This window comes from Cysteiniphilum halobium, assembly GCF_003574425.1.
Taxonomy (GTDB): Bacteria; Pseudomonadota; Gammaproteobacteria; order Francisellales; family Francisellaceae; genus Caedibacter; species Caedibacter halobius.
Genome location: NZ_QLIU01000058.1, coordinates 1 through 19,033, shown reverse-complemented (window position 1 = coordinate 19,033; position 19,033 = coordinate 1). Strand labels below are relative to the sequence as shown.

Genomic DNA, 19,033 nt, shown 5'->3' with positions numbered 1-19,033 from the left:
GCTACTGTCCTGTAGTGTGGTTTTTGGCAAGTGCAGATTTGATGAATTTTCTAAAAAAATATGACTTATATTGCATGTGATATATCCTTGATATGTATTATAGTCACACATCCATCATCAATATCCTTAGTAAGACGTCATAATCTATAATGGGTAGGGTTGTAATGAATGTGTTTTATCCTGTACTTTTAGAGTTTATATGAGCTCATTGATAATTATAATTAATATTTAATAATCTATCGAATAACAATAATTAATAATAAACGTGTCGAATAAAAAACGGTTGATAAAAATATATGACCGAAAAAAGCAGAGAATCTTTATAGTGCCGCCCATATCTGCCGCTGCTTACATGGCTCTTGAACCCTCAAGAACCAAGTGGGTACGTTTGCTGTTCGTTAGGCTTCTTAGTCAGACCAAGCATGCACACTAAAACAAGTATCTACGCTCCCGATATAAATACATCGGCTCAAGAATGTAAAGACTGGCTAACAGCACAGGCAACACTAAACTTACACTAGAAATCATAGAAGCATATGTTATTAAGTGCAAGTGATTTGTTGTAAAAAAAAAGATCATACCGTTTGAAAATCATTTGTCGGCAGTATAGATAAAAATAATCGACAATGATACGATAGATGCATCTTGATTATAATAATATAAATACTCATGCAAACGATGGAAAAACAACTGTTACCTGATTATCAGGAAGTCACTGACGCACTGCGCAAAGTTAACGCCTTATCTGAAGCTTCTGAGGCACATGCTTTGTTATGTGCTCTTTTTACTGGAGGGGCTGAAGTACGCATTAAAGCATGGATGGATTCATTAATGGCTGAACCGATTGAAGTTGGTGATATTTTAGCGCAAAGCGCATTAAAAGTATTAGCTGAAATGTATCAGGTAACGAAAGCACAGTTTTTGGCGCAAGACATGCATTTTGATTTATTGATCCCTGATGATGACGAAAAGTTTTATATGCGCATTGATGCGTTGGCCATGTGGTGTCAAGGTTTTTTGTCAGGACTTGGACTGATGGAAATCGACTACACTAAAGGCTCTTTAGAAGTTCAAGAGGCAATTGCTGATTTAATTGATATGTCACGTTTGCAATATGATGATGAAGTCACCGGACAAGAAGACGAAGAAAGAGCTTATATGGAGCTGGTTGAGTATACTAAAGTAGCAGTGTTGCTGATCCATAGCGAGTTTGGATTTAAACGTTTATATCGTTCGTAAGTCATTGCAGTATTTAATGGCAGTAATACTGATAAGTGTTCTGCAGTTGGTATATATTCATACATATATTCTAAGGAAAACGCTCGTGTTAAATAGTAAGAAAGTAATGATATTATTAATGGATTCTTTTGGTATTGGTGAAGCCAAGGATGCCAAACTATTTGGTGATCAAGGTGCTGATACGCTTGGACATATTGTTGACTATCGTGCGCAGTATAACAGGTCATTAGATTTACCGAATCTTGCCAGGCGTGGTCTACAGAAAGCAGCAGAGCTAAGTCGTGCACGTAAGCTCACGATTAATTTATATGAAGAAGAGCCTGTTGTTGAAGCCAAATACGGTTATTGTATTGAAAACAGTAAAGGTAAAGACACGCCCAGTGGTCACTGGGAGATTGCTGGTGTGCCTGTGATGTTTGATTGGCATTATTTCTCGCCCAATAGCCATATAGAAGGTAAAGAAGTATCGGTATTTCCTAAGGAATTTATCGATGAGTGGCTAAAACGCTGTGAATTAACGCAAGGTGTTATCGATGCCGGACACGCTTCTGGTACTGAAGTGCTTAAAGCACACGGTGTTGAGCATTGTTTAACAGCAAAACCAATAATCTATACGTCGGCAGATAGCGTGTTTCAGGTTGCTGCGCATGAAGAGTATTTTGGTTTAGAGCGTTTACTTAAAATATGCAAAATCGCGCGTGAGCTACTTGATGAGATGGGATTGGTGGTAGGACGTGTAATTGCACGTCCATTTGTTGGTGAATCAGCAAATGAATATGTGCGCACTGGCAATCGCAAAGACTATTCGGTTTTACCGCCTGGACCTACTTTACTTGATAAATTACAAGAAGCCGGTGGCGAGGTGATTTCAATTGGTAAAATTGCTGATATTTATGCTAACCAAGGGATTACACAAAGTATTAAAGCCACAGGCTTAGAAGAATTGTTTGATGTAACACTTTCAACTTACCAACAGGCTAAACCTAACTCACTTATTTTTACGAATTTTGTTGATTTTGATTCAAGCTTTGGACATCGCCGTGATATTGATGGTTATGCCAAAGCACTTGAATACTTTGATTCGCGATTGCCAGAGATTGATCAGCTACTGGATGATGATACAATGGTTATTATTGCTGCAGATCATGGTTGTGATCCTAGTTGGCAAGGAACAGATCATACGCGTGAGCATATTCCTTTTCTTGTATGGGGTAAAAATATTACGACTGAATGTATTGGCGAACGTAAGAGTTTTGCCGATATTGGCCAAAGTATTGCAGATTATATGGGGTTGGCGCCTTTAAGCTTCGGTCAATCAATTTTCAAATCGTAAGGGTAATTCATGAATTACCCTTACGATGACGTATGCATTATGCAATTTATGAATTACTCTTACGGTGATATATGTATCATGCGATTTACCCCTACGATGCCATATGTATCATAGTTATTAGAGACTAAGTGAAAATGAAAATTTATCAAAATAATCAAGATAGCCAACAAGCACAGTTTATTGCTATTGAAGGATTAGAAGGTGCCGGGAAGAGTACAGCCATTGAGTTTATTCGTGAAACCTTGGCGCAAAGATCCATTGAGGTGGTATTTACGCGTGAACCAGGAGGAACCTTTTTAGCAGAGAAAATACGCAAGCTTCTGATTACCCCGTATAAGGAAGAAACGTTGTGTCCCGAAGCTGAACTCCTACTTATGTATGCAACGCGTATGCAGCATCTTGAAAAGCTGATTAAACCAATACTTAACAGTGGGAAATGGGTGGTAAGTGATCGATTTAACTGGTCAAGCTTAGCCTATCAAGGTGGTGGTAGGGAACTTGGGTTTGATAAGGTTAAGCAATTAAATGATTTATTGCTTGGATCATTTCATCCAAGCTTAACGATTTACTTAGATATTGATCCGGAAATTGGACTTCAGCGTGCTAAATCAAGAAATGCATTAGATCGTATTGAGCAAGAGAAAATAGATTTTTTCAACCGTGCGCGTGAGGTGTTTTTAAGGCTTGTTAAAGAAAACCCACAAACAAGCGTTGTGATTGACGCCAATAATACAATTGAACAAGTTCAAGCACAATTAACCGAAGTGTTTTTAAGATTCGTTAAGTAATTTCTACGCTTTATGGCTAGCAGCTGTAACTTGATGCAATACTCCTTCAGGAATATCCAAAGTGGTTGTTGGGAATGCAATTTGTGCGCCATTTTTCTCGATGATTTCACCAATTTTTAGCATGATTTCATCTTGTGTGGCTTGAAACTTGACCCAATTAGTGGTTTTGGTAAAGGTATAAATCATAAAGTTAATTGAATAAGAGCCAAATACACCCTCTACATTGGAGCCCATATTGGTATTGCCATTAACAATGCAAACAAGGTTTGTACACTTTTGATCGATGGCAGGGTGCTTTTTTAGCATATCACGAGCATCTTGTAAGATTTGGTGTACCTTGCTGAAATCCTGATAGCGCACGCCAATATATTGCAAAATTCGGCGGTTTGTCATGCGTGAAGCATTGACAACGGCTGTTGTTAAAAATGTAGCATTGGGTACATAAATAGGGCGCTTATCGAAGCCTCGGATAATGGTTAATCTAAAACTAATCTTCTCAACCGTACCTTCAATACCACCGCTAACGGTATAAATCCAGTCGCCGACAGAGAAAGGGCGATCAAGATATAAGACGGTGCCACCAAAAAGGTTTTTAATAAGCTCTTGTTGGGTAATAGCAAAAAAGCCTGTTACCACCGTGGCCATTCCTGCTAAGGCAACGATGGGGATATTCAGTGCACCAAGAATACTAAAAAACAGCAGAATGAGAATGACCGCTTGAGAGGCTTTATAAGCTGTTTCTATCATACTAAAGTCATTATAACCACCATCAGTGCGTGTGTTTTTTTCAATAAATAGTTTACGCATGCCACGGGCAAAACGCATTAATATCCAAGCAATACACAAGATCACCAAAACCTTGACTGCCATATTAGCAATATTTAAAACAGACTGAGCTTGTTTATCTTGCCAGTGGATTAACTGTGTCAAAATGATCCATAAACCGATAATCCATGTGATATAACGTACAGGACGATTCACTGCTTGATAAAATATGCGTAAATAAGGTGATTTCTTAGCGAGGCTTTTATCAAAAATAGCCAGCACAACACGAATAGCAACATTAACCACTAAAATCGTAATAATGACAATTGCAACATGAACGTATTCGGCGTAGTTTTTATCAAGGTCTAGGTATTGTGTAATAGGATCCATAAATCGCTGATAATATTTTTATACATGCGCATCATTCTAGGGGAATTCTTGAGAAGTTCAAGAAAGCTATACCCATCGTAGACCAGTTTGCTAGGTATGATTGATGTAAGCGCGTTGCAAAGCTTATATTCACAAGTTACTTCTTAAGGTAGTACAATTAGTTTATGATGGGTATATTATGGCAAATGATGCTGTTTAAAATACTGTTGAAAACGTTGCCAACGACAATTAAATGTCTCATCATCTTGATAGACAGAATGATTGAAAACATTAAGTGTTTCATCAATAACACGAAATTCATTGCACAATAAAGCGATGTCACCTCCAGCATGAAAGAACTTACGACAACTATCCATTGGGTGATAAGATGTTGTTGTTGCGGCAAACATACCAAAGTCATCACTAAAAATAATGCCACCAAAATGAAGTTGATGGCGTAAATAATCATTAAGCCAAAAAGACGATTGAGAAGCAATCTCATGATCAATCTGTGGATAGGATAGATGGCCAATCATAATGCTATCGGCTTTATTTGCTTTAATAAGCGTTATAAAAGGGAGTAAATCAGTCTGCTCAATCTCATTTAAGCTGCGCTTGTCAATAACACTTTCAGTATGAGAATCAGCTAACAGACTACCATGTCCTGGAAAGTGTTTAAGTACACTAGGCAAACCATAGTGTCGCATGATATCAATATAATTTTTTGCAAAGAGTATTACTGTTTTGGGGTTTTTGGCAAAGGCACGAGTATTAATAACACGGCTGTCTTTATTATACAAATCAACTACAGGAGTGAAGCTAAAATCAATACCATGATTTTTCAGATCAGTGCTTAGTGTTTCTACATGCTGATTAAGCCCCATCATATCATTGAGTTGAGCAAGCGTGTAGAGCGAGGATAATGGGGTGAATTGATCACTACTAAAACGTTGGACACGCCCACCTTCTTGATCTACACAAATAATAAGATCATTTCGACATGATTTAATTGCTGTGGTGAGTTTTTGCAGTTGTTGAGAGCTTACAAAATTACGACTAAATAAAATGACACCAACAACATGTTTGTTTTGCAAGCAAGTGATATCACGAGTAGTTAATTCGGTAGATTCGATCCCAATAATAAAACGAGCTGTGATCGAGTTATTGTGCATTTTGTTGCTCAGTTTGGTTTTCTGTTGTATTAGTTGATACTGTATTAGCTATTGCTGGTGTGTTTGTTGACGCCGTGGTATCTAGTGACTGTTTTGTACTTGAGATATTGGTATTAGCTGTCACTGTGGTTGAAGTAGGGGGGTGAATAGTTTCGGTTTGGTTGTCATTAGTACTTATGTTTGGAGATATTTGATGACTTGGGTTAGAAATAACAGGAGCGCTCAAAGTAACAACACTTTGTTTTAGAGCATTGGCTTTTTGTTGTTGATAAAGCGTATAAACTGTGTGACCAAGCCAAACAACTAAAGCAAGGATAACTAAGCGGTTAAGATAGTCAAAAGGCTTCATTTTGCCCTTGCGTGAGCGCTTATAATTCAAGTAATCAATTCTATTTAGCATGCTAACAATTTTGCGCTCAGGCATGCCAAGACACTCACCATATTTGCGATAATAGTTTTTAAGCGATTGTGTTGGTAATTCTAGTGAAAATAAGTCATCTGTATCCTCTAGCATTTGAATGGTTTGAGCAGTGAAGCTCATCTTACTTGCAACACCATCTATGGTTAATTGTTGTTCTTTGCGTAAATGCTTAAGTTGTTGCTGAAAACTATTCATTGTATTAATGCTAGATTTATTGTGACTGCGTTAAAGTATATAATGCTCGTTAAGCATTTTACAGTGTTTCTTGCGTTGCTTTTTGTGTGCTTTCATATCGACTTAATCACTTCTTGGTTGATTTAATTCATGCCTGTATTGAATCAAAAAATGTTTATCAGGATTCTGATGCACCTTGATTTTGGTGGCTTACTGTCAAAATTAGGGGGTATAGCCATAAGGTTTTGACGCTTGTTTCTAATCTTTGTTTGAAAATATTTAAATACTTTCTACACTTAGAACTAACAGGATACTGAATAAATGGATGTCTTCTTATAAGCTAAAGTAGAGGTACGGGCTATGAAAAAAATAAATTTCTCACTATATATCACACTCTTTGGTTTTCTTTGTATGCCGGTATTTTCTCAAGGTAACCAAGTCGGGCAAAACCCAGAAACACAAAAGCATATTGATAAGCTATCGCGTAGTATTGGCTTGGTAAAGCAAGCTTATGTTGATGAATTAACGGATGAGGAAATTCTCGAAGGAGCGATTGATGGTATGCTGCAGTCTTTGGATCCGCATTCACGTTTTTTGGATGATGATGATTTTGCAGATTTGCAAATGTCAGTGCATGGTGAATTTGCCGGTCTTGGTATGCATGTTAGTGCTGAAAATGAACGCATCAAGGTAATATCGCCGATCGATGATACGCCAGCACAGCGCGCTGGAGTAAAAGCTGGAGATTATATCATTAAAATCAATGATGTTAGTGTTGCAGGCTTAACTTTAGATGAGGCGGTAAAAAAAATGCGTGGTCAACCGGGCACAGAAGTCTCGATCACGTTGCTGCGTCCTAAGACATCTAAGCCGATTAAACTGTCATTAATACGTGAAAATATCAAGCTGGATTCAGTTAAATCTGAGATTGTTGCAGAGGAATATGGTTATTTAAGAATAAGTCAGTTTCAAGGCAATACTGCTGAGGAACTAAAGAAAAATATCGATAAACTCGTCAAAGAAAATGCCAATTTAAAAGGTTATGTGTTGGATTTACGTAATAATCCTGGTGGGCTTTTAGATGCTGCTGTTGCGGTAAGTGACACTTTTTTACAGGTCACACCGGCAAATCCTAAAAAAATTGTTTTTACTAAGTCACGCAATCCATTAGAGTCAATTACCAGTTATGCGATAAGTGATGATTATACTAATGGTTTACCTATGGTTGTTTTGGTAAATATGGGTTCTGCGTCAGCGTCAGAAATTGTTGCAGGTGCTCTGCAAGATCATCAAAGGGCAGTGATTGTTGGCGTTAAAACCTTTGGTAAGGGTTCTGTGCAAACGGTTATTCCTATTTCAGAAACTAATGCAGTAAAATTAACAACAGCGCGATACTATACGCCTAATGGAGTAGCTATTCAATCAAGAGGGGTTATTCCTGATGTTATTATTGAGGAAGAAGAAATTGACCTGTTAGCCGATAATATAACAAATGACCAAGGTAAGAACAGTAATTTAGAGTTAGTCTTTGATGAAAGTAGTTTTGAGCATGCTATTGTATCGAATAATGACAGCCAAAAAGATAAAGCAACAAAAGAAGCGCTAGCAAACTATAAAAAAGATTATAAAAACGCACAGAGTTTACTGCATAAAGACAAACAGCTAGCACAAGCGATCAGTATATTGAAAGTACTCAATGCTATAAACAGGATACCGCCAAATAATGCGCTAGCGAATGCATAAACTAAAGAATCCAAAGAATAATGTCTATCAGGCATTCTAAAGTCTAACAACTACCGTTAAACTATCTATAGTGTGCATTGTCTGTGCTTGTTAGGCGCATAGATATAACTACTATTGAAAATGACTGGAAAAGATAAAGATAATAATTTAGATAGAAATCATCACGACATAGTGATCGTTGGCGGTGGTGCTGTTGGTATGTTGATGGCGTTAAGCTTGGCAAGGCTAGGCAAGCAGATTACGCTTATTGAGAAATTAGCAAATACTAAAATGAGCAACAATGACAATAGAGCGATTGCCTTGTCATATAGCTCGGTTTGCGTGTTAAATACTTTAGGTGTTTGGCATAAGATAAAAGCCCATGTTGAGTATATAAAGCAGGTAAATGTATCAGATAAAGGACAATATGCGCAGACAAACCTTTATGCCAAAGATGAAGGCTTAGCATTTTTGGGTGTTGTTATTAAAATGAAGTATTTATTGCCAGCATTGTATCACGCTCTTATTAATGAAAGTCATATAACACTCTACCAAAATTGCCAAGTACTTGATTTATGTGAGCAAGGTGAATGTTTTGGTTTATTGATTGCAAAAGAGGGTAATCTTAACGAGATCACTGCAGATTTAATTATTGCAGCAGATGGTGCGCAGTCACCATTGCGTGAAAAAGCTGGTATTGCTGTTAACAAACATGACTATCAGCAAAGTGCGTTGGTATTTGATCTTTATTTGCAAAAAGCTCATGATAATATTGCTTATGAGCGCTTTATTCATGATGGTGTACTTGCACTCTTGCCAGTTGATGATCGGCAAATGGCCTGCGTGTGGAGTGTTGATCATGATAAAGTCGATGATTGGATGAGGCAGTCAAAACAAAATGTTTTAAAAGAGATACAGCGTCTTGTCGGTTATCGCTTAGGGCGCTTTGTTGATGTAAGTTTGCTTAAAAGTTTTCCACTATCGCTTATTCGTGCACAAACGCTTTATAAAAAGAATCTATTACTATTTGGTAATGCATCACATTTCTTGCATCCAATTTCAGGGCAAGGGTTGAATCTTAGTATTCGTGATATTGGGGTTTTATACGACTTACTAATGAGTGAAAAGTTTCTTAGTATACAAAATGTAGCTGCTGTTTTACGTAAATATCAAGAAACCAGAGTGTTTGATCATAAACGTACTGCACTGTTGACGCATTCTATGATTAGTGTGTTTAGTCACGGCGCATTGCCAGTTAAGCTTGCTAGAGGATTTATACTTCATTGCTTAGAACGTGATCAGCATTTAAAAAAAACCTTTAGCAAATTAATGATGGGCAAATATAATTATGGTTCAACCTTAATGCGATCAAAGTATGGAAAAGATGTGTAATGAAATATGATGTAATTGTTGTCGGTGGTGGTATGGCAGGGTTGTCTTTAACTCTTGGTTTAGCACAAAAAGGATTTAAAATTGCAGTTATTGAAGCAAGAAACATTGTCAAATCATTTGATCAAACGATACCACCTAAGCGAGTCAGTGCGATCAATTCAGCATCACAAGCGTTATTAAATGATCTTGATGTATGGCATAACATTGCTGATACGCGAATAAATAACTATGTGGCAATGGATGTTTGGGATCAGAATTCAACAGCGCAATTATATCTTAAAGCAGAAGAATGTTCACTGATGAGTTTGGGTGCTATTGTTGAGAACGACTTAATTGTTGCACAACTATATCAATCACTTACAATGTTGGATGTGGCTATTTTTGAAGAGTCAAAAATTGTAGAGTTAACGTCTTATTCGTCACAAACCACTATAACACTTGATAATGGCACATTGCTTGAGGCAGTACTTATTGTTGGTGCCGATGGTGCAGATTCATTTATTCGACAGCAATATGGCTTTGATTGTACAGTCAACCCTTATCATCAATATGCAATCGTTGCCAATGTCAAAACTGCAAAGCCGCATCAGAATATTGCGTATCAGCGATTTTTAAAAAATGGTGTGCTTGCATTACTACCTCTTTCAGAACCCTTTTTATGTTCTATTGTTTACTCCATTGCTAGCGAGGAACTTGTAAAGCTTAGTGCTATGGATGATGAGATGTTTAATGAGCATCTAAGTGTTACCTCTGACGGTAGATTAGGTCAGCTACAATTACAAAGTAAGCGTATGAGCTTCGAATTAATTGAGCGCCATGTTGATACTTATTATAAACAAGGCGTGGTATTGATTGCAGATGCAGCACACACAATGCACCCTCTGGCAGGGCAAGGTATCAATTTAGGGTTCGCTGATGTGCGTGCTTTGATTGATGTGTTAACTGAAACAAAGCGTTTGCAACGCAACATTGCAGATGTGAGTGCATTGGCAAAATATGCGCGTAAACGCCAATTTGACAATCAGTTAATGATTCAAATGATGCAGGGTTTAAAAAAGCTTTTTTGCAATGATCATCCCCTGCTTAGACCTTTAAGGGCATTGGGAGTCAATGCTGTAAATAAAAATAAATGGTTAAAGCGTTTTTTTATTGAGCATGCCGTAGATAGCTGATTAGCTATACCATATACATGCCACCATTGACGTGTATCGTTTGACCTGTGATATAACGTGCGCCTTCAGATGCTAAGAATGTGACTGCATGCGCGATATCTTGAGGTTGTCCTAAGGTTTGTGCTGGTACCTGAGTGATAATCGCTTGTTTTTGCTCATCGGTGAGTTTATCGGTCATATCTGTTTGGATAAAGCCAGGAGCAACCACATTAACGGTAATATTGCGTGATGCGATTTCTTGTGCTAATGATTTAGAGAAGCCAATAACACCTGCTTTACTAGCACAATAGTTAGCTTGTCCTGGGTTGCCTGATGTCCCAACTACTGAGCCAATGGTGATAATGCGACCCCAACGCTTTTTCATCATGTGACGAATAGCCGCTTTGGAAATAGTAAAAATAGAGTCTAAGTTAGTGTGAATGACACTTAACCAGTCTTCCTCTGTTAAGCGCATCATCAGATTATCTTTCGTAATGCCGGCATTGTTTACAATGATATCTGGATGGCCAGTATTATCTTTCATCCAGGTAAAAGCTGCTTCAATATCAGGCGCTTCGGTAACATTAAGCTTGATACCATGACCTTTACCATATGCTTGTAAAGTTTGTGTGATTTTCTGAGCACCTGCTTCAGAGGTCGCTGTGCCAACAACAACAGCACCTTTTTCTGCAAAATCTTGAGCAATGGCTGCACCAATTCCACGGCTTGCACCGGTAACAAGAACTACTTTATTTTCAAAACTCATTTTTTATCCTTTTACTTGTTTTTACTTGTTTTTACTTGTATTGATATATTCAAATATGTTTTTAATATTGCTCTGTGCCCCTGAGCGTAAGTTAAAGGGGCTTGAGCAAGTGCTTTTATATAGTGGCTTCGACTGAGCTCAGCCAGCAGTTAATATATCGTCCCCTGAGCGTAAGTCGAAGGGGCTTGAGCAAGTGCCTTTAATAAAGGCTTCGACTGACACTTGGCCAACACCTAAATTATAGGTGGATGGCAATACGATCCTGGCTGTGATCCACTATGTCTTTACGCTTTAATTTGCTCAAGTAATTTATCCATCGCTTCAACCGTTGCAGTGTCTTGATAATTCAGCTCCTTAACAATGCGCTTATTTAAACCGGTTAAAACTTTGTTCGCGCCACATTCAATGATGTGATCAATGCCAAGCTCAGCCATTTTTTCAATGGTTTGTGTCCATTTAACTGGTGAGTAAAGCTGTTTGACCAAAGCTTCTTTAAGATCATTCATATCACTATGCGATTGAACATCATAGTTATGGATAACGGCAATTGTCGGCGATGTAATTGTAATTTCATCTAAAGCTGTTGCAAATTTCTCAGCTGCCTCTTTCATTAATGAGCAATGTGATGGTACGCTGACAGGGAGAAGTTGTGCGCGTTTTGCCCCCATCTCTTTTGCGATTTCATTGGCTTTTTCAACTGCTTTTAACTCGCCTGAAATCACAACTTGCCCATGTGAATTAAAGTTAGCAGGTTCAACGATACCAGCTGATTTTGCTTCATCACAGCATTTGATAACGTCTTCATTACTCAATGCTAAAATGGCGCTCATTGCACATTTCTTGTCAGTAATAGCAGATTGCATCAGTTGCCCTCGTAAACGCACTAAACGTAGTGCGTCAGCAAAACCAATACTGCCAGCGGCGCATAGCGCTGAATACTCACCCAGACTATGTCCAGCAAGTATTGCAGGGGTGATGTTACTGTGGTTTTTAAGCACGCGCCAAATCGCAATGCTAGTTGCTAATAATGCCGGTTGTGTATACTGTGTTTGATTAAGCTTTGTTTCATCCTCTTGAATGATTTGCCATAGATCAAACCCTAATGCCTCATTGGCTTCGGTAAATGTGTCACTAACTTCACTAAAATGCGTGTAATAGTCACTTAACATACCGGACTTTTGTGAACCTTGCCCTGGGAAAACAATTGCTGTCTTTGTCATATGGATCTTCCTAATATTATCTATACCCGTCACAAGTTGCTTGCAATAAATCGCAAAATAATTTCTGATGGGTGCAGGTTACTAAAGTTGGCACTATCCTAGTGAATTTTGCGCCAATCTTCAAAAGGTTTGTTACTGATTAAGGTAAATTATCAAAGAAATTAAGAGCTCAGAGGAACTAAGAGTCTAGCGTTTATGCCTTAAGCTTAGTGACAAGTACATCCTGCTTGGCATGGTGAAGCACAGCATTGGCCGTTGATCCTAAGAAGAAGCGGCCAAAGGCGCCGCGTTGATGGCTACCCATAACGACAAGTCCATAGCCATGTGAGTTAGCAGTTTCAGTAATCTCATCAGCGGCACTGCCAGCTTGTAGATAACGTTGGCCTTTGAATTGATATTTATTTGACCAATCATCGAGTTTTTTCCGCATATCTTCAGTAAGCTGTGATTGAACTTCTGGTACAATGCCATAAATGCCGGTGACAACTGTTGGATCACCTTGAACACAGATAGTTGAGACGGATGAATCAAAAGTATGTGCAATGTCTTTTGTTAGATTAGCAACTTGTGCGCTGTCATCTTCTAGATCAGTAGCCAATAAGATTTTGCCATAATTTGTCACTTGATTTGGATTGTTCTCTCGAATACGTATGGTTAAAACATCACATTTGGCTTTATGCAGAACGCTATTGGCTGTTGAACCTAATAGAAGGTTGAAGCCATGGCGTGCATGTGAACCGATGATAATTAAATCGCAATCGTGCGCTTCGGCATAATGGGTTATCTCATAATTGGGGTTGCCTTGAGCAATATGAAACTCAGCGTTAATACCATCAAATTGCGGTTTAATCTCTTGTAATTTTTGTTTGGCATTTTCTTGCAAGCTTTTTTGAAAATCCATTGCAGCAGGCACAAATTCAGCGGCATTATCAATAACAGTCATTACATCAAGCTTAAGTTTTAGCTTGTGTGCAATTGCTTTGGCAGATGCAATGACATGTTCCGTATCTTCATAAATATTGATAGCAACTAATGCTTTTTTGTATATCATGGTAAGCTCCCTATAAATGTTAACCATGGGTAAAATGTTCCATGAACTTAGTGTATCAATAGTTTTAGCGAACTGCCAGCAGGTTTGTTGTTATATCTACTATTCGTTTTGTTGATAGTATTCTGAATGTTTAGTAAGAACTCAATTCCATAACCACAAGAAACAGAAAATGAATCATAAGAATTACTTATCTTTAGCGCCATTAAATCTTTCGTGTTTAGAGATTTTAATTCTGAACCTAGGCTAGCTTTGATTTTGTATGTAAATTAGATGGTTTAAAATGCTATAGTAGAAAATAAGTTGACGGTCGAATTCAATAATTAAATTTACAAGCATATAATAAATTATTATATTGTTATCGAGATGGTATTTAAAGCATCGTTATTTTGATTATGGATATAAACACTTAAGTTGAGGATTTTCATTTTAAGAATTATTTTATAAAAAATTCAGTTAAAGCAATATCTGTAATGATCTAAGTGCTATGCCGTCTAAAACACTGAAATCTAACAAATGAGGTATTTATAATGATTAATAAAATAAAATTACTACCCATGATAACCATAGCAGCGTTAACAACTTTAGGATCTGTAACAACAGCTTTTTCAGATGCTAAAGTTGTTGTTAAATATCAGGGAATTCAAAAGTACTCTGGATTACTTTATTCTATTAAAAAAAAGGGGTGGTGGAATATCCCAAAGACTCACATATTTAATGTTGCTGGGGCTAAACCAGATTATAACAAAGAGTGGGATTTAACTCTTCCTGTTGGTAAATATACTTTTATTGGGGCACCGAATCTTGCTAGTTTTACGATAAATAACGACAAATCTGAGATTGATATAAATATTGGTCCAGACGCTGATGCAACAGGCAATCCAAAGGTGTCTATTTCGACTAATACTCCGCTAGAAACCATAACTATTGATAATGTAAGAAAACTTGAGGATTTGAATGCTAAACTTTCACAGGCCTATAGCAAAATGACTCCACAATATACTTATAATATTATTGTTGAGCTGCCTCCCAAATTGCAAGTAAATCAGTTTGGCGAAAGTCTTGTTTTGGATGGGAAGCAGATCAAACATGCGGATCTTATTAATAAATTTATATTTAAACCAGAGAAAGGTAATCAAGCTGTGATACAGTTGATGAACTCTAATGAGTCTCAAGGTAGCAGTAACGAAACAACACCAGTACCATTTTTTGTTAATATTCTTAATTTTGGCCCAGTCACTCATGTGGAGTTTGATAATATAGAATTTTTATCTCAACAAGATCAAAATAACCAGTATGCTAGTGCAATAGAAATTGATAACAGCGGTGATGTTGCTCTAAACAATGTAGAGATAGAGAATGATTATGCTGGAGGAGGAAGTGTGCCAACTGGTTCTTTTCAAGATGGTTTGTATGTTAATAAATCTGAAGTTACCCTCAGTGGAGTAAGGATTAAGACTACGACTATAGCTCTTAAGGCTGATCATAATTCTACTGTACACGTATTGAATAATGGTAATGAATTTATGTCTGCAAAGAATGAAGCATTGCAGAGTAGTAATAGTTCTTCTATCACTGCACCTCTTTTTAAACCAATAACCAATGTTCTCTTTGATGTGGTAGCAGATTCAGGTGCTGCATCAGAATTTCATATCCATTATTTAGCAGCAGAAGATACTTCAAGCATAAATTTTGCATTTGCTAATACTACATTTGGCACACCAAAAAATTTCGAGGCTCTAAAACCTACGAATGATAATTATATGTTTTATGCTATTAATACTAGCAGTATAATCCTAGGACTTATTGATGATACCAAAGTGCTTTATGGTGTTAATCCAGATGATATCTTAAACAATAACAACAACTATAGGTATGAAAATTGTAAGGGTGAGGATTCGAACATAATGGTGTTGGGTCATGAGGTTAAAAATCCTCAAACTAAGTGCACTGCTTAATAAAAATTTATGATTTGATTGTAAGCATAGATAATCAAATCATAATCTATTGTCAAGTTGAATAATTTTCTTCTTAAGAAGTTGATTGATCAACTTGTGCATTGTTAATAGATTTAACAATTTCTATTGCCAATTAGATAACATGTTAATTTTGATAGTGTAATGAAGTAAGAGTTTAAGATGACTAAAATGATTGGGTTTTTAAAAAATAAAGTAAATACTATAGTGGTAATAAAACAATTATCTTTTATTACCGTATTGGGACTGTTAGCTTCTTGTAGTGGAGGAGGAAATGGTTCAAAGTCTAATTCGGCATCAAGTCATTTTGCGATTATTCCAAAATCCCTGGAGACCTATCAAGGAGTGAATGTTAAACTTCCTATTAGGATAGGTAGCAATCTTGTTATATCAGAATCTAATAATGAAACATATACAGTTAATGTAGATCCCAATTCAGAATATAGGGTTGTTGATGAATGTCAAAATCTAAATATAAATCAGATATGCTATCTATTGATATCTCCAGAAACAGATAACCCAAGTGGTAGTTTAAATATTAAAGTAAATGTGGCAAATGAAGCTCTAAAGCCTTACCTAGTCACTATTAAAAATGGTAAATTGGGTATTAATGTTGGACCAAGTCATATTTTTAATATTAATGAAATTGAAGATATTAATATTAAAAATATGAGTAGTAATCCTGTCTATTTTGACAAGGCAGAATTCGTTAATAAGGATAATCAGCCTATATCTACAGAAGATATTAGTATTCTTCCAGGCTCTAACTGTGTCAATACCTTAGATTCTCAAGCAAGTTGTGATGTCAAAGTTGAGTCTAAGAAGGAAGTTTCAGAATCATATCTGAAATTAGACGAACAAGATATGGCGATTTCAGAGCTTGGTTTTTCATTATTCGCAGTAAATGGCTCCATAGAAAACGTTCCAGCAACTATTCCTATTGGTATAAAACGTAGATTTGAGTATATATTTGAAAACACAGGTGATAAAGATGTCACTGGAGTGACAGTTAAACTTGAAGAAAATAATAGTGTTACTATAGTCAATAATGGTTGTTCAAATATAGGAGGGGTACTGCGGCAAGGTCAAAAATGTGTCATTAAAGGATATATTTTATCGACGAAAGAGGAAAACATCTCTATGCAAGCAACCTTAAATTACGCTGAAAGCAATAACCCTGTCGTTTTAAGCGCTAATACCCAAAGTAAACAGCTGTTAATAACAGGAACTAAAAGCCCACTTAACCCTGTAATTGCGACTAATAAAAAGTATCCATTTACTTATACATTTGAAAATACAGGATCAGTAGATGCTACTAACATTTCCTTTAAATCTGTGTTCCCAGATAGCGTCAGTATTGTTGAAGACAACTGTCACGGTATAGATACACTCCAAGTAGGTCACAGCTGTACGGTTAGTGGAAATATATTACTGACTTCACCAGAGAGTACCTCAATGGTAGAAAATGTATATAGTAGTGGTGATGATCAACCCTTGTATAGCTTGACTTATAATCTGCGTTCAATAATTCCCACCACACCAATTAATACTTCCCCAACTTCCTCTACTGAAACTGGTTGGGAATGGCCTGATACTAGATTCGAACCTTTAGATAATAAATCAACAAATGATGACTCTTGCCCTAATGTGTTATACGATAGTCTAACCGGGTTAGAATGGGAGAAAGTTGCAAGCGAAACAAAACTATCATTTACCGCTGCTCAGAGTTATGCTCGAAATTATAGTGATTGTGGATATCATAATTGGCGTTTACCAACAGTTAATGAATTAGAAAGTCTTGTTGATCATTCTAAAGCCCCCTATGAAACATTAAATAATGAAGGTTTTTCATTAGATCAAACAGGAACTTATTGGAGTGATACGCAATTTGCTAATAATAATGATCAAGCATATGTTCTGAATATTAATGATGGTAGCATTGATATAGTGACTAAAGGTTCAGGCACAAATAGTGTTTATGCGTTGCTTGTTAGAAACTCGCAATAAAATAATTTAAGAAAATATATCAATGGATAACACAATAGGATAAGAAAGAAGAGATGATGAAATTTTTTGGAAAATTTAAAATTTTGGTGTTATGTTTATTCATTTTAACATTGCCAAATTACATTTTAGCTTTAAATGAAAATAGCGGAGCTATCATTCAGGCTCCTGGATCATCCTCTCCTAGTGGCCCTGGGAGCTGGCCTAGCCAAAGATTCAATCAAGATGTAAAAGGTGCAGATGATAATAATAGTTCATGTGATGATGAAACATATGATAAATTGACTGGTTTAGAGTGGTATTTGCTAGGAAGCAATAAGACTTATGATGTTGATAATGCTAAGGCATATGCTAAGGGGGCTCAATTTTGTCATTATACAGATTGGCGTCTGCCAACAATTAATGAATTAATGAGCCTGATGAATTACACATCTAAAAATACAATAAATTGGCTAGAAAGCAATCGATTTAAAAACCTTTTTCCTAGTTGCTATTGGAGCTCTACGGCCTATTATACTCAGGAAGAAAATGCAGAAGAGTGGTATTTAGTGTTGGATAATGAGAGTAACAACTTTTATGGAAGAATTATTCATCAAAGTGATACTCAGCTTTGCTATGTCATACTTGTTCGTAGTCCAGATCCAACGGCACCGTCAACTTAACTTTAGCTAATATCAAAAATGCCTTTATTCATATAAATGCCATTTATCTGTTAGCTTACATTGCTTCTTTTTAATCACTTCAGCTGTCAGGAAAATTAAGTTGATGGTGTCATTCACAGATACTGCAAAGCGCAAAGCTACTACCTGCCTGAAATTTGATTCGTAAAGCTCCCTTTCATTGATTGATGGCATAATGCCCGCTTACTAGTAATTTTTTGTATTTGTCAGTTAATTCAAATTGATTAGTTGATATATATAAGGTGACATCATCGCCCAAATAAACAGGGTTATGAAACTTGACTTTAATGGTGCGTAATTTTATACCACTTTCAACAATATATTTGATAATAAAATTACAAGAAGCCATGCCTTGTAAAAAGGCTTTTTTATAACCAAATAATCGGGCTGCAAAATTTGAAATATGAATGAAATTTAGATCTCCAGCTATATGTCCATATTGTTTAGCAAAGTTACTAGGAATAGTAAAGGTCACTTCTTTTGTATGTGATTGTTGCCATAGTGTTGAATGCTTGTTGGCAAGGTGTATAAACGCATTTGGAGAATAATGAGTGGAAAATATATTTTGATTTTTTAAAGTTATAATATCTTTTTCAGAAATGTTTTTAATGAAAAGTGTTTCCTCAGATGAAATTATTTTTTCCTTATTTTGCACACTACAGGACAGTAGCCACTGAAGCCCTTTATTTTTAAGTGTTTTCATGTCATTTTTGTTTTGCTACTTACTTATTATTTTTAATCATGTTACACTCTAATTTACTTCATCTTCTTCTTAATCTTTATTTTATCTTTTCTCTTCTTACTTTATATTTC

The 19,033-nt window shown here is 36.5% G+C and carries 16 protein-coding genes and 1 other RNA gene; 9 read left to right on the top strand and 8 right to left on the bottom strand.

The features are described from left to right. Positions 1-325 precede the first annotated feature (325 nt). A non-coding RNA gene (gene ssrS / locus DNK85_RS09845) (6S RNA) lies at positions 326-506 on the bottom strand. A 163-nt stretch (positions 507-669) separates the two neighbouring features. On the opposite strand from ssrS, the gene DNK85_RS09840 reads away from it, so the two are divergent. From DNK85_RS09840 to tmk, 3 genes are all read left to right on the top strand, one after another. Then, positions 670-1,239 (top strand): UPF0149 family protein, encoded by a 570-nt coding sequence (locus DNK85_RS09840; RefSeq protein ID WP_235842423.1) that lies wholly within the window; start codon positions 670-672, stop codon positions 1,237-1,239. 85 nt (positions 1,240-1,324) lie between these two features. Further along, a complete protein-coding gene (locus tag DNK85_RS09835; RefSeq protein WP_119329402.1) occupies positions 1,325-2,572 on the top strand; it encodes a phosphopentomutase in 1,248 nt (415 codons plus the stop codon). A gap of 134 nt (positions 2,573-2,706) precedes the next feature. Next, the gene (tmk, locus tag DNK85_RS09830) at positions 2,707-3,360 is read left to right on the top strand and encodes a dTMP kinase (protein WP_119329401.1); all 654 of its coding nucleotides are present in this window, start codon (positions 2,707-2,709) and stop codon (positions 3,358-3,360) included. Between the two features lie 3 nt (positions 3,361-3,363). On the opposite strand, the gene DNK85_RS09825 is transcribed toward tmk, so the two are convergent. The 3 genes from DNK85_RS09825 to DNK85_RS09815 all read right to left on the bottom strand — a co-directional run bounded on the left by DNK85_RS09825 (position 3,364) and on the right by DNK85_RS09815 (position 6,282). Next, positions 3,364-4,515: a mechanosensitive ion channel family protein gene (locus tag DNK85_RS09825; RefSeq protein WP_119329400.1), complete on the bottom strand. Its 1,152-nt coding sequence runs from the start codon at positions 4,513-4,515 to the stop codon at positions 3,364-3,366. 176 nt (positions 4,516-4,691) lie between these two features. After that, a complete protein-coding gene (gene nagZ, locus DNK85_RS09820; RefSeq protein WP_119329399.1) occupies positions 4,692-5,666 on the bottom strand; it encodes a beta-N-acetylhexosaminidase in 975 nt (324 codons plus the stop codon). Further along, a complete protein-coding gene (locus DNK85_RS09815; RefSeq protein WP_119329398.1) occupies positions 5,656-6,282 on the bottom strand; it encodes a RodZ family helix-turn-helix domain-containing protein in 627 nt (208 codons plus the stop codon). The genes nagZ and DNK85_RS09815 overlap by 11 nt, the downstream gene beginning before the upstream one ends. A 339-nt stretch (positions 6,283-6,621) precedes the next feature. Between DNK85_RS09815 and DNK85_RS09810 the strand changes: the two genes are divergently transcribed. The 3 genes from DNK85_RS09810 to DNK85_RS09800 all read left to right on the top strand — a co-directional run bounded on the left by DNK85_RS09810 (position 6,622) and on the right by DNK85_RS09800 (position 10,547). After that, positions 6,622-8,004, top strand: coding sequence for a S41 family peptidase (locus DNK85_RS09810; RefSeq protein WP_119329397.1), 1,383 nt, complete (start codon positions 6,622-6,624; stop codon positions 8,002-8,004). Positions 8,005-8,124: 120 nt separating this feature from the next. After that, positions 8,125-9,375 carry an FAD-dependent monooxygenase gene (locus DNK85_RS09805; protein WP_119329396.1) on the top strand — a complete coding sequence of 417 codons (1,251 nt, stop codon included), beginning with the start codon at positions 8,125-8,127 and terminating at the stop codon, positions 9,373-9,375. Beyond that, the gene (locus tag DNK85_RS09800; RefSeq protein WP_119329395.1) at positions 9,375-10,547 is read left to right on the top strand and encodes a UbiH/UbiF/VisC/COQ6 family ubiquinone biosynthesis hydroxylase; all 1,173 of its coding nucleotides are present in this window, start codon (positions 9,375-9,377) and stop codon (positions 10,545-10,547) included. The genes DNK85_RS09805 and DNK85_RS09800 overlap by 1 nt, the downstream gene beginning before the upstream one ends. A 4-nt stretch (positions 10,548-10,551) precedes the next feature. Here DNK85_RS09800 and fabG read toward each other — a convergent pair whose 3' ends face one another. The 3 genes from fabG to DNK85_RS09785 all read right to left on the bottom strand — a co-directional run bounded on the left by fabG (position 10,552) and on the right by DNK85_RS09785 (position 13,563). After that, a complete protein-coding gene (gene fabG, locus DNK85_RS09795) occupies positions 10,552-11,292 on the bottom strand; it encodes a 3-oxoacyl-ACP reductase FabG (protein WP_119329394.1) in 741 nt (246 codons plus the stop codon). A 284-nt stretch (positions 11,293-11,576) separates the two neighbouring features. Continuing rightward, positions 11,577-12,512, bottom strand: a complete 936-nt coding sequence (fabD, locus tag DNK85_RS09790) for an ACP S-malonyltransferase (protein WP_119329393.1) — start codon at positions 12,510-12,512, stop codon at positions 11,577-11,579. Positions 12,513-12,705: 193 nt separating this feature from the next. After that, a complete protein-coding gene (locus tag DNK85_RS09785) occupies positions 12,706-13,563 on the bottom strand; it encodes a universal stress protein (RefSeq protein ID WP_162896663.1) in 858 nt (285 codons plus the stop codon). A 527-nt stretch (positions 13,564-14,090) separates the two neighbouring features. Here DNK85_RS09785 and DNK85_RS09780 point away from each other — a divergent pair. The 3 genes from DNK85_RS09780 (at position 14,091) to DNK85_RS09770 (ending at position 18,202) form a co-directional block, all read left to right on the top strand. Continuing rightward, positions 14,091-15,518 (top strand): hypothetical protein, encoded by a 1,428-nt coding sequence (locus tag DNK85_RS09780; RefSeq protein WP_119329391.1) that lies wholly within the window; start codon positions 14,091-14,093, stop codon positions 15,516-15,518. Between the two features lie 180 nt (positions 15,519-15,698). Then, positions 15,699-17,543, top strand: a complete 1,845-nt coding sequence (locus DNK85_RS09775) for an Lcl C-terminal domain-containing protein (RefSeq protein ID WP_119329390.1) — start codon at positions 15,699-15,701, stop codon at positions 17,541-17,543. Positions 17,544-17,596: 53 nt separating this feature from the next. Next, complete coding sequence (locus tag DNK85_RS09770) at positions 17,597-18,202, top strand: Lcl C-terminal domain-containing protein (RefSeq protein ID WP_119329389.1); 606 nt, start codon at positions 17,597-17,599, stop codon at positions 18,200-18,202. A 175-nt stretch (positions 18,203-18,377) separates the two neighbouring features. On the opposite strand, the gene DNK85_RS09765 is transcribed toward DNK85_RS09770, so the two are convergent. Then, positions 18,378-18,923: a MaoC family dehydratase gene (locus tag DNK85_RS09765; RefSeq protein ID WP_119329388.1), complete on the bottom strand. Its 546-nt coding sequence runs from the start codon at positions 18,921-18,923 to the stop codon at positions 18,378-18,380. Between the last annotated feature and the right edge of the window lie 110 nt (positions 18,924-19,033).

Coding starts and splice junctions, on each gene's coding strand:
- nagZ (WP_119329399.1), bottom strand. CDS start 5,666: ATGCACAATAACTCGATCACAGCTCGTTTTATTATTGGGATCGAATCT.
- DNK85_RS09780 (WP_119329391.1), top strand. CDS start 14,091: ATGATTAATAAAATAAAATTACTACCCATGATAACCATAGCAGCGTTA.
- fabG (WP_119329394.1), bottom strand. CDS start 11,292: ATGAGTTTTGAAAATAAAGTAGTTCTTGTTACCGGTGCAAGCCGTGGA.
- DNK85_RS09805 (WP_119329396.1), top strand. CDS start 8,125: ATGACTGGAAAAGATAAAGATAATAATTTAGATAGAAATCATCACGAC.
- fabD (WP_119329393.1), bottom strand. CDS start 12,512: ATGACAAAGACAGCAATTGTTTTCCCAGGGCAAGGTTCACAAAAGTCC.
- DNK85_RS09775 (WP_119329390.1), top strand. CDS start 15,699: ATGACTAAAATGATTGGGTTTTTAAAAAATAAAGTAAATACTATAGTG.
- DNK85_RS09770 (WP_119329389.1), top strand. CDS start 17,597: ATGATGAAATTTTTTGGAAAATTTAAAATTTTGGTGTTATGTTTATTC.
- DNK85_RS09785 (WP_162896663.1), bottom strand. CDS start 13,563: ATGATATACAAAAAAGCATTAGTTGCTATCAATATTTATGAAGATACG.
- tmk (WP_119329401.1), top strand. CDS start 2,707: ATGAAAATTTATCAAAATAATCAAGATAGCCAACAAGCACAGTTTATT.
- DNK85_RS09840 (WP_235842423.1), top strand. CDS start 670: ATGCAAACGATGGAAAAACAACTGTTACCTGATTATCAGGAAGTCACT.
- DNK85_RS09765 (WP_119329388.1), bottom strand. CDS start 18,923: ATGAAAACACTTAAAAATAAAGGGCTTCAGTGGCTACTGTCCTGTAGT.
- DNK85_RS09800 (WP_119329395.1), top strand. CDS start 9,375: ATGAAATATGATGTAATTGTTGTCGGTGGTGGTATGGCAGGGTTGTCT.
- DNK85_RS09825 (WP_119329400.1), bottom strand. CDS start 4,515: ATGGATCCTATTACACAATACCTAGACCTTGATAAAAACTACGCCGAA.
- DNK85_RS09815 (WP_119329398.1), bottom strand. CDS start 6,282: ATGAATAGTTTTCAGCAACAACTTAAGCATTTACGCAAAGAACAACAA.
- DNK85_RS09810 (WP_119329397.1), top strand. CDS start 6,622: ATGAAAAAAATAAATTTCTCACTATATATCACACTCTTTGGTTTTCTT.